Source organism: Ruegeria sp. CG8, assembly GCF_056537165.1.
The window spans coordinates 950,741-964,091 of record NZ_JBQFRA010000001.1 but is presented as its reverse complement, the minus strand read 5'-3'; the positions used below and the strand labels follow the sequence as shown (position 1 = coordinate 964,091).

The window sequence follows — 13,351 nt, the reverse complement described above, 5'->3', positions numbered from 1 at the left end:
AATAAAGGAACCCCAATGCCCCGGCCTACGCTCAAAGACCAACGATCCGCTGAAATACTCGATGCCTACCTGACCTGTGTGGCCCGTTTCGGATTGGAAGGCGCAACACAAGAACGCATCGCGGCAGAGGCTGGTGTCAAGCGGCCATTGTTGCGCCACTACTTGGGAAACCGGGATGACATGACGGCGGCATTGGCAGACCACGTGATCAACGCTTTTGCCGAAGTTACAGAGGCGGTCTCGGTTCAATTCGGGTCGCAGGGTGAGCCATCTGAGTTGATTGATGCCCTGTTTGACGACGGGCACGGCCATGATCCCCGGCTGATGCTGGCTTGGCAGGCTTTGGCTGCCGCCGCCGAACGCATTCCTGACCTGGGCCCCAAACTGACCCAAAGCTATTCCGACTTTCTGGCCGTTGTCGAAGGCATTCTGGCCCGCGCGTATCCATCGGCACCTCCCGAACGCATTCGGGCAGTCGCCCATGGAGTAACGGCTTGCGCTCAAAACATCGACGCGCTTGCCCCGATTTCACCGCCAGTTCAGTGGCGCGACGATCTGAAAGCGGCAGCGCTGGCGTTGTTTGCAAGCTTGGAGGGTGACGCATGATCAATCTTCCCAGACTGATCAACTACGCAGCCCTACCCGTTCTTTTGGTGGCCACATGGCTGGGGCTCCAGTGGCCCTGGGGGCTGGTATTTCTCTGGTGGGCCGTACCATCGATCCGCAGCGGCCAAGCTTTCCTGATCGATACCGTCAACCGCGAAGCCGATCCACTCTTGTTCTGGACCGTTACTGTTCTTTGGGTGGTCTTCGGCGGCCTGATGGTTACCGCCGACATCGCACCGGCCGTCTATCCGGCCTGGCTGGTCTGAGTGGTTTTCATGACACGAATGTATCACCGGCTTTCCGCCTCTGCCTATACAGCGCAGGACTGGTACGGCCGCGAGCAAGAACTGATCTTCTCTCGCACCTGGCGATATGCCGGGTTTGCCGAGGATGTACCCGAGCCCGGACATTACATCTCGGTACAGGCGGGTTTGAACAACATCTTCGTCGTAATGGGGCGCGACCGTCGGCTGCGGGCGTTCCACAACATCTGCCGTCACCGCGGAACCCAATTGATCCGTGCAGTGGGCAAAACACAGAAGGCACTGACCTGCCCCTATCACGATTGGACCTACGATCTGGAAGGCAACCTGATCTCGGTCCCGGATGAAAACCGCGAATATCCTGACGGCATCGACAAATCTTGCCTCGGGTTGAAACCCGCAAGCGTCGATCTCTGGCGCGGGATGATCTTCGTGCACCCTGACCCGCAGGCGCCGAGCCTTGCGGAGTGGTTCGGGCCAGTCGATCCGTTGCTGGGCCCGCACAAGCCCGAAGAATTGGTCGAATACGGCGAAGCCCGCCAAAGCTATGAGATCCGCGCCAACTGGAAGATCGTGGTTGAGAACTACATCGACGTCTTCCACCTGAGCCACCTGCATTCGAACACGCTTCACATGTATGACCACGGTCGCGCAGAATACGGCTGGAAAGGTCCACACTATCATTTTTGGGAGCCGCCCGCGTCAGACTATGCCCGCGCGCTCGAGAAAAACCTGCCCACTCCGCGAGTAATCCCGAAACCGCACGTTGGCGCCTGGGTGCCGATGCTGTTTCCGGGCATTGGCTTGGCTGGCAGTGAAGACAGCTGGAACATCTTCATCATCACGCCACTCGCGCCCGACCGAACGCGAGTGGAAAACCGCACCCGATTGGCCAGCGCGTCGGCGTGGGAGTACTCGCGGCAGCAATGGTCATCTTACGCGTTCTGGCGTGACTTCGGTGGCACGAAATACAAAGGCGACCACGCGTTGGGCAAAGATGATCCGATGGCCTCGGGCGATTTCACGACCGAAGATGTCTATGCCTGCGAACAGCAACAGAAATCCTTGGCAAGCCCGTTGTTTGAAGTCGGCCCCGCCTCTGTCGGAGAAGGCCCGGTTTTGCAGCATCAGCAAGTTGTTATGGACTTCATGACGAAAGCTGAGGCCGAGACATGACCAGGCCCAAAACACTCTCCCCAAACGCCATCCCTGGGCCGGCACCAATCATCCCGCGCCCAACTGCCCAGAACCCAAAGGTCATCCTGTGAGACTTCGCATTCTTGCCAGCTTGGTTGGGATCGCCCTGGCAGGCGGACTGGCTCTCGCCGCGCCCGGCAGCGACCCGAAGGCGGTTGCCGAACGTCAGCTATCTGTCCCCAACTCTCAGATCGCGTGGAGCGACTGGGATCCCGAAGCGATCCACACGATCACCGTAAAATATGGTCAGGGCCAGCCGGATGATCACTTTAGCTATTCGGTGGCCGATTGGGCCCAGCGAAACGGCGATACCGGCTTTGAATCTGTCCTAGCGCTGCAGGGATATGTGGAAACAGACCGCTCACCCCCGCGGATCGTGACTACAGAAGAGCCCGGCAGCGCCACAGCAACAGCGGTCACCACAGTCAAGTACGACTGGCAGGGTCACGCAGGTACGATGGCTCAAACCGACCGCTTTTCGCTGACGCGCAAAGGCCGAAAATGGGTGATCCGCGCACTGCACACCACCATGGATTATCGCTGACTGAAGATGGCCGTCTTTTGCTCAGGAAGGGACCACTCGTGACCCGCAAATTCTTCCCCTTGTCCGTGGCTGAAATCCGACCTGAAATCGGTGGCGAAGCAACCACCGTCGTGCTGGACGTACCATCAGCCCTGACTGAGCTGTTTCGCTGGTCCCCCGGCCAACATCTGACACTGCGCTTCGGCCTGAGCGGGAAAGAGCAGCGACGCTGCTACACCATCTCAAACCCGCCAGACGAAGCGCTGCGGATCACCGTGAAACGCGTTTCCGAAGGATTGGTGTCGAACCATATCGGCGACACCCTGCGCGCCGGAGATGCGGTCGAGGCGATGCCACCCTTTGGCCGCTTCACGCTGGAACCCAACGCAACTGCACGACGCACGCACTACTTTTTTGGCGCGGGCAGCGGGTTGACTCCGCTTTATGCGATGATCCGAGCCGTGCTTGACCACGAGCCACATTCCGTCGCCCATCTAATCTACGGCAACCGGTCCGAGAATGAGATTCTGTTTCGGGAAACGCTGGACGCCCTTGTCGAGGCCAACCCATACCGGTTCACCTTGCGCCATGTCTTGTCATCTCGATCGCTGTTGAGCTGGTTCAGCCCCTGGCGAACCGGCCGCGTTGACACGGATGCGATCAAGGCGGCAATCGAAGAGTCACCCCCCATCGCACAGGACGTCCAGTATTGGATTTGCGGCCCTGGCAGCATGAACTCAGACGTCCGGGCAGCGCTGAACGCGCTGGATGTGCCCGATGCTCGAATCCACATGGAAAGCTTCGGCGCCAACCCAGCTCAGGACACGAACCAGTCGGGCATGGCGGCCACGGCGAGGGTGACGCTTGATGGGGAAACCCGCGAGGTGCATATCGAGGCTGGGCAAACGATCCTGGAGGCCGCCATTGCAGCGGGGCTGGCGCCGCCCTTCAGCTGCCAGTCAGGCGTCTGCGGCGCATGCCGCGCAATTCAGACAGAGGGTCAGGTACAAATGCGGGCGCACATGGCCCTCGATCAGAACGACATCGCACGCGGTGAAGTTCTGACCTGCCAAGCCGTCCCTAAAAGCACAGAACTGGCCGTGCAGTTCCCCGATACGTAACAATCCCGGTACACCGCCTCACCGCCCGGCAGTACGGATCCCAGCGCACAACATATGTTCGCCCAAGGTGTCCGGGCCAAAACACTGCCGATCCCGCGCGGTGCGCAAAAACTGTGGGTATTCAAGGTGAATGGCGGAGAGACAGGGATTCGAACCCTGGAGACGGTTTCCCGCCTACACACTTTCCAGGCGTGCGCCTTCGACCACTCGGCCACCTCTCCGTGCCGGCGATATTTGGACCAACGAACAGGGATTTGCAAGGGCCGATTGCGCGGAAATCCAGGGGATCCGAAAGTTGCCTGAAGCGCCCCCACCCCAAACGATTGAGCGGGGTCGCTTCGGTCTCGGCCAGCCGGCGAGATGGTGCCGTAGTCCTCTGACTACAGCTCTTCGCCGTCGTCTCCGTCCATGTCCGCCTCGGTCAGGCCCATCGGCGCCGAGCTTGAGTCGTCGGTCTTCACAGGTTCCTGTTGATCCGGCTGTTGGGGCTTCGCTGCCTTGTTGGCCGGTTGCACCAGAACCTCGGGGTTCCGCAGCCAGAGATCGCGCTGTGCGAATGGAATCTCGATCCCTTCTTCGGTGAAGCGCCGGTTGATTTCGTGGTTCATGTCCGACTTTACGGACAGCACCCAGTTCACGTCGCGCAGGATCGCTCTGATTTCGAAATCCAGCGAGTCCGCGCCAAACCCCTGGAACACGACGTTGGGTGCCGGGTTGGCCAACACCATCGGATGCGCATTCGCGATTTCGCCCAGGATCTTCTCGACCTTTCGGGTGTCAGTCCCATAGGCGACGCCAACCGGAACGATGACCCGTCCTATGGTATTGCCGCGGGTATAGTTGGTCACCACGCCGCTGATCAGGTCCGAGTTCGGAACGATCACATCGGTCCGGTCAAAGGTTTCCACCCGTGTCGAGCGCACCGAGATGTCGCGCACATAGCCCATCATCCCGTTGACATCGATCCAGTCCCCTTTGGCGACCGGCCGTTCGACCAACAGGATGATGCCCGATACAAAGTTCGACACGATTGTCTGCAATCCGAAACCGATACCCACAGACAACGCACCCGCGACGATCGCCAGTGACGACAGATCAAAGCCCGCGACAATGATCGCGGCCAGCGCCGCAAGGAAAATTCCCACATAGCCCGTTCCTGCGACGATCGCGTTCTGCCCACCCGGATCGATGCTGGTTTTTGGAAGCAACGAGTTACGCAAACCGCTCTGCAGCAGTCGGGTCAGCATGTAACCGATCGCAAACACGGCCACGAAAGTCAGGAAGTTGCTGGGCGAGACCGTCACGCCGCCGATGTCAAAACCCATCAGAAGCCGGGACCACGCCTCGCGCAGGTCCGAGTCGCGCGCCCCCCAGTACAGCGCCAGAATGGGCAACGACAGAATGGCCAGAACGAACCCGACCAGCACCGAGAACAACGAGTCGCTGGCCGCGTCGCCCTGCCCCGTCAGCCAGCCATAGATCGAGCTGATGAACCGCTGGAAGATGACGATGGCCGTTATCAGGACCAGCGTTTTGACCGATGGGAACACGATCGCTTCGGCGGCATTGGTATAGCCAATGGCAGCCAGGACAACGCTTGCGATGCCCAGGAAAAACAGCGCCCGACGGAGCAACTCGACCAGTTGACTGAACCCGGCAGCCCGTGCTGACTGGCCCTGCTCAGTCTCGTCCTCGGAACCTTCGGGGCGGCGGATTTGGCGGATCCGCAGCAGCAACAGGGCTGTCACGAGTATGACCGGGAAGCTGACAACGGCGCGAGTAGCCTCAGAGGTGTTTTCGATCCGTTCGAACAATTGGCCCAGTTCATGCAGGATCAGCATCAGCGCGAGCAGATCCAGATAAACCCGCAGTTCCTTGATCGTATTTGCTGACAGGACTTTGAAACCCCGTTCTTCGCCCATCAAATAGACCTGACGACCGATCCAGTCGTAAAACAGAATGATCGCGGCCCAATAGGGAATTTCCTGGATCAGCAATGTGCCGCGCAACCCCGGCACTCCGGTCATGACCACGGCCTGAACGATAATGGCAACCCCGAACCATGGCAGGATGATCCGGAACAGCGACACGACGAATGTCCATACGCCACGCCCGGAGCCTCCGAACCGCCGCAGATAGTCTCCAGCTTTCTCCGACCAAGATCGCCCGAACAGCAGCAGGATCATGGCCACCGCGAGCAGAATACCGATGGCAAGTCCGCTCTCTTTCAGCTTTTCACGGACAACGGCCGAACGCATGTTGGCCTTCGTCTCGTTCATCAATGCACGGCCAGCTTCGGTTACGTCCACCCAGGCAGGCGCCCAATGCGCCGGGTTGAGCGGCGATGGCCCGCGCTCAAGAAACTCTTTCCGCTGCCGCTCACGGATGATCTTATCAATTTCGCTGATCAGGCCGTTGGCGCGGCTGTAGGCCTCTTCCGAGATGATCCGCGGTACCTTCAGGCTGTTTAGTTGCTGCTCGAGGCTTTCTCGCAAGCTGGCGATGTCCTCAGGTTCCGAAGATCCGTCATCGGGTTTGGGCCCCAATGCCTTGAGCTGGCTTTCCAGCGTTTGAATGCGGTCTGTGTTCGCACTTCGCGCGCGATTGAAGTCGTCCCGATAACCACTTATTTCAGTGCGCAATTTCTCCATCGAGGCATTCGATGCCCGATTGGCTTCGATCACCTTCTCGGCACGCTCGGCGGTGCTGAGCCATCCCTGGTAGTACTCGCTTTGACGGTCGGTCAGCTGCGCCGAGGCTCCGCCTGCGGCGCCAATTGCGACCACAAACGCAAATGCCAGTAAAACCAGGAACTGCCGCAGCATCATACGTCCTCAAATACACCCGGTATGCTGCGCGGGGCCTCGGTCATCCACTCTGGAACCGGCAGTTCCTTTTCACGCAGGAAGTCGGGGTTGAACAGTTTCGACTGGTAGCGCGTGCCATAGTCGCACAACACGGTGACGATGGTGTGACCCGGACCCATTTCCTTGGCCAGCCTCACGGCGCCGGCAATGTTGATTGCGGTGGACCCACCCATGACCAGCCCCTCTTCGCGCAGAAGATCGAAGATATAGGGCAACGCTTCATTGTCCGTAATCTGGTAGGCGTGGTCGGGCTTGAACCCTTCAAGGTTTTTGGTGATGCGGACCTGGCCGATCCCCTCGGCGATCGAGCCACCCTCCATCGCGATTTCACCCGTCGTGTAATAGGAATACAGACCGGCGCCCATCGGATCGGCGATACCGATCTTGACGCCCTTGGGCTGCAAAGCCTCGGCCACACCGGCCAGCGTTCCGCCCGATCCGACCGCACAGATGAATCCGTCGACCTTGCCGTCGGTCTGCTCCCAGATTTCCGGCCCTGTGGTCTCGACATGCGCCCGACGGTTCGCGACGTTGTCGAACTGGTTTGCCCAAATCGCACCATTGGGTTCGGTCTTGGCCAACTGCTCGGCCAGCCGCCGCGAGTAATGCACAAAATTGTTGGGATTCCGGTATGGTGCGGCGGGAACCTGAACCAGTTGGGCCCCGGCGAGGCGCAGCATGTCCTTCTTCTCTTCGGATTGGGTTTCCGGGATGACGATCACGGTTTTGAACCCCATCGACGCGCCGACCAGCGCCAGACCAATGCCCGTGTTGCCCGCGGTCCCCTCGACAATCGTCCCGCCGGGCTTGAGATCGCCGCGCGCAATGGCGTCGCGAATGATGAACAGCGCCGCGCGATCCTTGACCGACTGACCGGGGTTCATGAACTCGGCCTTCCCAAGGATTTCGCACCCGGTTTCTTCGCTGACACGGCGCAGCCGGATCAACGGAGTCTTTCCTACGGCGTCAGCAAGGTCTCGTGCAATGCGCATGGCACCCTCTTGTAAAATGGCGTTTTCGCAGATGTACAGGTGCCCTGCGCCGACCACAAGGCGGGATAGTCATCCCCGCAGCCGATCGCGGTTGCGTGCCAACCAATGCGCCAGGGACAATAGAGGAAGGTCCTTGAAGACATGCCGGTCAACCATATCCATGAATTCGACATATGGCAGAATCCTGCTGCGAATGTCCTCCCCCTCGGTCGCTAAGCCACCATTGTTGATCGAGGCGGTGACGTCTCCAATCCCAACATAGAGGTGGATGTATTCGGTTGACGAACCGCTCGAAGAATAGGCGCCACCTGCATATTCGAGCCGCGAGAACGACACCTGCGCCTCCTCCATGGCTTCTCGGTGGGCCGCCTGTTCCGGGCTTTCTCCGGGGTCGATCATGCCGGCAACCGGCTCCCACATCCAAGGCTCGGGGTCATCGATCAAAAATACGGGGGTTCGGAACTGCTCAACCAGAAGGACCGTATCGCGCAGGGGATCATACGGCAGCACCACGACCGCAGCACCCTGCATCAAGCCATTCCGATTCAGAACCGGCCCCATCGATCCATCGTATCGGCGGTGCTGCAGTTCGATCTCTTCCATCCCGAAATAGTCGATGTATGCGCGCGTGTGGCGGTGAACGATCACATCATCGCGGGCGCTTCGTCCATCCCCGGTTTTTCGTTGCTGCGCTTCAAGCTTGGCCCACGCCCGGGTACGAATGGCGGGAAAGCTGCGCGCGATCCGAGAGGCATCGACCTTGCCGAAATACCCCATGACCTCATCCGCAGCCAAAAGGGTCATCGCGCCCCACTCGGACACCCACTGTTTCAACGACCAGGGATCGGCCGGCGTCCATAACCCGGGAGCGGGAAAGAAGACTTGGGCGGAAACGGGCGATCCGCCCTCAAGGACGATCTCTTTGACATGCAGGTCATAGTCGAACCCACCTTCGTAGAAGGCCAACCGTTCAATGTCTTGCGTAGATAGGTTCTGCACCAAGATACCCTGTGCCGCTGCGCCGGGCACCTCAAGGATCATCGGAAAGGCCTGGTCCTGCACCGCGTGAACCGCATGGTCCGGCAGCATCGCCGGCTCGGCCGCAAGATCCTGTCCCGAGCGACCCAAAACAAGTTCAAGCAGCGGCAAATACCGCAATGTGCCGTAAAAAAACAGATTGGTCATCGTAGTCTCGTGACTAGGGCGTCAGTTCCAGCGCCGCGAGGCGCCTTCGGTAAACAGGCCGGACAGCAGAGCACCAATCGCCAAGGTCGCGATGATCTCGGGCGAGATCAGTTGCTTGCCGAAATCCACACCGATCTGGAAAATGGCCAGCAATGCCTCGAATGGACCGTCATAGCGGTGACGCATCGCAAGCCGGAACATCTCGTACGTGCCCTGGACGAACAGGCCCCAAAACACCAGAGAAACCACTCCGGTCAGGCCATTGTTCACGGCTGCAGTCCAGCCGCGGCCAGCCCGTTTGCCCATGATGACCCAACCACACAAAAAACCAAGGACCAGGTTCACATAGGTGAAGTAGCCGTAGTCCTTTCCCTCTTCGCCGTTGTCGATGATCATGCCGGACACAAGGAAAGCCACCACCATTAGACTGAGCGCGGCAACAAGACGTGAGGCTGTCGGCATTCCGGTATTTCCGTGTGTTAGTTGGGTTTAGCTACGGTGATCTGTGTCACATCGCAATTGCCCGTGTCAAAGGCTGCGCCGCAGGCGGTCAAATAATAATTCCACATGCGGCGGAAACGCTCATCAAAGCCCATTGCAGCAACCTGGTCCCACTTGTCGTTGAATGTGTCGTACCAGCGCCGCAAGGTCAGGTCATAGCTTGGGCCGAACTCCTTCGACTTGACCACATCCAGACCGGCCTGCTGGATTTCCTGCCTCAGCACCGTCGGGGCTGGCAACATGCCACCCGGAAAGATGTATTTCTGAATAAAATCAACGCCGTTTTTGTAAACGTCCCAGCGGCGGTCGGCCACTGTGATGATCTGAAGCGTGGCCCGTGCGCCGGGCTTCAGCCGGTCGCGGACCGTTTGAAAATAAACCGGCCAGTACTTTTGCCCAACGGCCTCGAACATCTCGATCGACGCAATGCCGTCATACTGCCCACGCTCGTCGCGATAGTCCTGGAGCTTGAAGGTCACTTTGTCGGAAAGTCCAGCTTTTTCTATGCGTTGCGTCGCATACTTCAACTGTTCCTGACTGATGGTCAGGCCTGTGACCCTCAGGTCTCTTTCCTTGGCGGCGTATTCGGCAAAGCCACCCCAACCGCAGCCAATTTCAAGAATGTGGTCGCCCGGCTTTGCTCCCATCTCGTCGACCAGGCTGGCATATTTGGCCGTCTGAGCCTTTTCCAGACTTTCCTGACCGGTTTCGAACAGCGCGCTGGAGTAGGTCATCGTCTCGTCCAGCCACAGGCTGTAGAAATCATTGCCCAGATCGTAGTGGTACGAAATGTTCTTTTTGGCCTGTTTTCGGTTGTTCCGGTGCAGCCAGAACCGCAGGCGTTCATAGGCCTGAACCAAGAATTTGCCAGTGAAATCATCATAGACCGTCTCGGTGCCCAGATGGACAAGATCCATGAAGGCGCGCAGGTCAGGTGTGCTCCACCCACCTTCAAGGTAGGCGTCGGAAAAGCCGAGCTCGCCTTCACGGATCAACCGGGCGAACACATCCGGGTCGTGAATATCGACACGGGCGACAGGTCCGGGTTTGGCACCTTCGTTGCGAAACACGCGCCCATCCGGCAGCGCGATGTCCAGCCGTCCGGACTCCATTCGCTGCAGCATCTTGAAGACCTGCGAAAAATATCTGGGCAGGTTTTTTTGCCCCTCTGTCGTCGTCAGGATCATCCGCTCTCCCCTGTGCGGTGGTCGGAGCAGGCTAGGACGGGATTCCGTTTCTGGCAAGTTTTCAATTCCTTACTGGTGTTTTCGGCTTTCGTAGGCGGCAAGCGCCCGCTGTCGCCCAACCTTCAGATCAACGACCGGATCAGGATAGGCATCCGTCGGAGACAGTCCCCATGACACCGGCACCGCATCGAAATAGGCAAGCGCCGTCTCGGGCGGGTTCTTTTGTCCTTCGGCCAGCCATCGGCGGACATAGGCGCCCGTGGGGTCAAACTTCTCGGCTTGGGTCTGCGGGTTGAAGATACGAAAGAACGGCGAGGCATCCGGCCCCGACCCCGCAACCCACTGCCACCCCATGGCATTCGCTGCCGGATCCCAATCGACCAGACAGTCCGCAAACCAATCCATGCCGACCTTCCAGTGCGTCATCAAGTGCTTGGTCAGGTAGCTGGCGACGATCATGCGGACGCGGTTGTGCATCCGCCCGGTGACGTACATCTGCCGTAGGCCCGCATCTATCACCGGTATCCCCGTTCGCGCCATCGTCCAGGCTCGAACTTCGGGGGTGTCGGCGTCTGTGTTCCACGGAAACGCATCCCATTCCGGCTTCCAGTTTGCGCTCAGTAGATGCGGTGTGTGGTACATCAAGTGATATGCGAACTCGCGCCAGACGAGTTGGCGCAAGAAGCCCTCGGCCCCGGACGAGCCGGAAAACCCTGCGCTCTGGACCCGATGCCAGATGGTTGCCGGGCTGATCTCGCCCAACGAAAGGTACTCGGATAGTCCCGATGTGCTGTCATCGCCCAGATCGTCGCGTTTTGCGGGATACGCGTCGAGCCGTTCGGTGAATTCGTCCAGCTGCGCAAATGCGGCGGCCTCACCCGGTTCGACATGAGCCCGAACGACCGCTGCGCCACGACGCATATCCGCGCCAAGGTCCCAGATCTCAAGCACATCCGACTGCGGCCATGATCGGGGTGCCGCGATCCGCGAGGGTGCCGGCTTGGGAGCGCCGATCTCTCTCCCGCGCACAGCCCGCCACATGGGCGTAAAAACACGAAACGGCTGACCTGCCTGTGTGGCGACCGTCCATGGCTCGAACAAAAGATGTCCGGCGAAAGACTTGGCGGTTACGCCCTGCGCGGACAATGCAGCCTTTATCTGAGTGTCACGCCCGATGGATTCGGGATCATAGGCCCGCGACCAATAGACATCGGTTGCCCCTGTTTCCCGTATCAGGTCTTCAAGCGCGGCCAGTGCCGGGCCGCTTCGCAGGATCAGCTTGCTGCCCTTGCGCTCGAGGCTGTCAGACAATGCGGCAAGGCCGAGGCCCAGTCGCCATTTCGGAGCCGCGCCCAAGTAATCGACCAGCTGATCGCGCAGAAAAACAGGGATCACAGGTCGACCTGTCTGCGCGGCCGCAGCCAAAGCTGGATGGTCAGTCAGGCGTAGATCACGCCGGAACCACAAAATTATTGGTGACTGCTCTTTGTCCATTTCCGCCCCGTTTTCATATGTCTACGGGGCGGAACTGTTACCGGATCACAAAACCCGGTCAAATGCTTCGAGCAATTGGTCGATCTCGTTTCGCGAGGTGTAGTGGGTGAAACTGACCCGTAGAACACCTTGCTCCAGATCGACACCCATGGCGGTCAGCGGGCGAACCGCATAAAAATCACCACCCCCGGCCATGATGCCGTGTTTGGACAGATCAGCCGCCACGCTTTCGGAGTTGCGGTTGACGGCCAAGGCCACGGTCGGAGCCCGGCGTTCGGCATCGGACGGGCCGATCAGGCGCACCGCGTTGCGATCCTTGAGCGCGTCCAGAACCGGCTGCAGAAGCTCAACTTCGTGCGCACGCATCAGGTCATGGACAAAAGCACCACGCGCAGAAGCCCCCGAGGATGGGCCGCCGTGGTGGTCGCAGAGTTGTTCGACATAGTCGGCCATGCCGGCGCTGGCGGCAATCTGAGCGTGGTCCGGTCCGGCCGGCGTGAACCGCTTGTACAGCACGTCTCCGTTGAAGAAATGCCCCTGATTGGGCAGCAACTCGCCCAGCGTGCGCCGGATCACCATGCAGCCCTGATGCGGTCCGTAGGTCTTGTAGGACGAGAACAGGTAGATATCCGGCCCAAGGTCCCCCACGTTCGGGAAGCCGTGCGGTGCGTAGGACACACCATCCACGCAGACAAATGCCCCGGCCGCATGCGCGATCGCCGTGATTTCGGTGACCGGGTTGATCTCGGCGATCACGTTGGAACAGTGGGGAAAGCAAACCAGCCGCACCTTGTCGTCCAGCAGATTTTCCAGATCGGACGGATTCAACGAACCGGTTTCCGGGTCGATTTCCCATTCGCGAACCTCGATGCCGTCCTCGGCAAGGCGCCGCCAGGGCCCCGAGTTGGCTTCATGGTCCTGGTTGGTTACCACGATCGCTTCACCCGGTTTCATCCACTGCCGAAAGGCCTGCGCCAGTACGTAGGTGTTCTGCGTGGTCGAAGGGCCAAAGCTGAGTTCGTCGGTGTCCACGCCCAGCAGAGCCGCCATCCGGACACGTGCCTCATCCATCTCTTCGCCCGCCAGACGGCTGGCCTCGTAGGGCGCATATGGCTGTACCTTGCGCTGGGTATAGAAGCGGGTCAGCCGATCCAGAACGGGTTTGCAGGTATAGGAGCCGCCCGCGTTCTCAAAAAATGCCTGCCCTTTCAGGCTGGGTTCGGAAAAAGCCGGAAACTGCGCCCGAACGAAGTCAATATCCAGAGTGCCCATCGCACAATCCTTCTGTTGTCATGCCCAATGTTCCGAAGTTCCGCCCGCGCATGACACCGGACAACTCCGATACATGGCAGGTCTTCCAGCCAGCCACGGGTATCGCCGCGGCAGTTCGGCCGCCCGCACGAGGATGACGGGAC

General features: G+C 59.6%; 12 protein-coding genes and 1 tRNA gene. 5 read left to right on the top strand and 8 right to left on the bottom strand.

The window, feature by feature from the left end; translation table 11 throughout:
* Positions 1–15: 15 nt before the first annotated feature.
* The 5 genes from ACR0EF_RS04680 to ACR0EF_RS04660 all read left to right on the top strand — a co-directional run bounded on the left by ACR0EF_RS04680 (position 16) and on the right by ACR0EF_RS04660 (position 3,710).
* On the top strand, positions 16–606 hold the full coding sequence (locus ACR0EF_RS04680) for a TetR/AcrR family transcriptional regulator (RefSeq protein WP_170371179.1): 591 nt from the start codon (positions 16–18) through the stop codon (positions 604–606).
* Positions 603–872: a hypothetical protein gene (locus ACR0EF_RS04675; protein ID WP_170371180.1), complete on the top strand. Its 270-nt coding sequence runs from the start codon at positions 603–605 to the stop codon at positions 870–872. Before ACR0EF_RS04680 ends, ACR0EF_RS04675 begins: the two co-directional genes overlap by 4 nt.
* Positions 873–881: 9 nt before the next feature.
* Complete coding sequence (locus ACR0EF_RS04670; RefSeq protein ID WP_170371181.1) at positions 882–2,045, top strand: aromatic ring-hydroxylating oxygenase subunit alpha; 1,164 nt, start codon at positions 882–884, stop codon at positions 2,043–2,045.
* Positions 2,046–2,157: 112 nt separating this feature from the next.
* Positions 2,158–2,610: a hypothetical protein gene (locus ACR0EF_RS04665; RefSeq protein ID WP_170371182.1), complete on the top strand. Its 453-nt coding sequence runs from the start codon at positions 2,158–2,160 to the stop codon at positions 2,608–2,610.
* A 38-nt stretch (positions 2,611–2,648) separates the two neighbouring features.
* Complete coding sequence (locus ACR0EF_RS04660) at positions 2,649–3,710, top strand: 2Fe-2S iron-sulfur cluster-binding protein (protein ID WP_170366990.1); 1,062 nt, start codon at positions 2,649–2,651, stop codon at positions 3,708–3,710.
* 131 nt (positions 3,711–3,841) lie between these two features.
* Here ACR0EF_RS04660 and ACR0EF_RS04655 read toward each other — a convergent pair.
* The 8 genes from ACR0EF_RS04655 to ACR0EF_RS04620 all read right to left on the bottom strand — a co-directional run bounded on the left by ACR0EF_RS04655 (position 3,842) and on the right by ACR0EF_RS04620 (position 13,208).
* A tRNA-Ser gene (locus tag ACR0EF_RS04655) sits at positions 3,842–3,931 on the bottom strand.
* Positions 3,932–4,090: 159 nt separating this feature from the next.
* Positions 4,091–6,535: a DUF3772 domain-containing protein gene (locus ACR0EF_RS04650; protein ID WP_170371183.1), complete on the bottom strand. Its 2,445-nt coding sequence runs from the start codon at positions 6,533–6,535 to the stop codon at positions 4,091–4,093.
* The gene (locus tag ACR0EF_RS04645; protein WP_093961878.1) at positions 6,535–7,569 is read right to left on the bottom strand and encodes a cysteine synthase A; all 1,035 of its coding nucleotides are present in this window, start codon (positions 7,567–7,569) and stop codon (positions 6,535–6,537) included. The genes ACR0EF_RS04650 and ACR0EF_RS04645 overlap by 1 nt, the downstream gene beginning before the upstream one ends.
* Before the next feature lie 69 nt (positions 7,570–7,638).
* On the bottom strand, positions 7,639–8,754 hold the full coding sequence (locus ACR0EF_RS04640) for an NUDIX domain-containing protein (protein ID WP_170371184.1): 1,116 nt from the start codon (positions 8,752–8,754) through the stop codon (positions 7,639–7,641).
* 21 nt (positions 8,755–8,775) lie between these two features.
* Positions 8,776–9,216: a TrgA family protein gene (locus ACR0EF_RS04635; RefSeq protein ID WP_093961876.1), complete on the bottom strand. Its 441-nt coding sequence runs from the start codon at positions 9,214–9,216 to the stop codon at positions 8,776–8,778.
* A gap of 17 nt (positions 9,217–9,233) precedes the next feature.
* On the bottom strand, positions 9,234–10,442 hold the full coding sequence (locus tag ACR0EF_RS04630) for an SAM-dependent methyltransferase (protein ID WP_093961875.1): 1,209 nt from the start codon (positions 10,440–10,442) through the stop codon (positions 9,234–9,236).
* Between the two features lie 69 nt (positions 10,443–10,511).
* Complete coding sequence (locus ACR0EF_RS04625; RefSeq protein WP_170371185.1) at positions 10,512–11,936, bottom strand: cryptochrome/photolyase family protein; 1,425 nt, start codon at positions 11,934–11,936, stop codon at positions 10,512–10,514.
* Between the two features lie 45 nt (positions 11,937–11,981).
* The gene (locus ACR0EF_RS04620; RefSeq protein WP_170371186.1) at positions 11,982–13,208 is read right to left on the bottom strand and encodes an aminotransferase class V-fold PLP-dependent enzyme; all 1,227 of its coding nucleotides are present in this window, start codon (positions 13,206–13,208) and stop codon (positions 11,982–11,984) included.
* Positions 13,209–13,351: the final 143 nt, after the last annotated feature.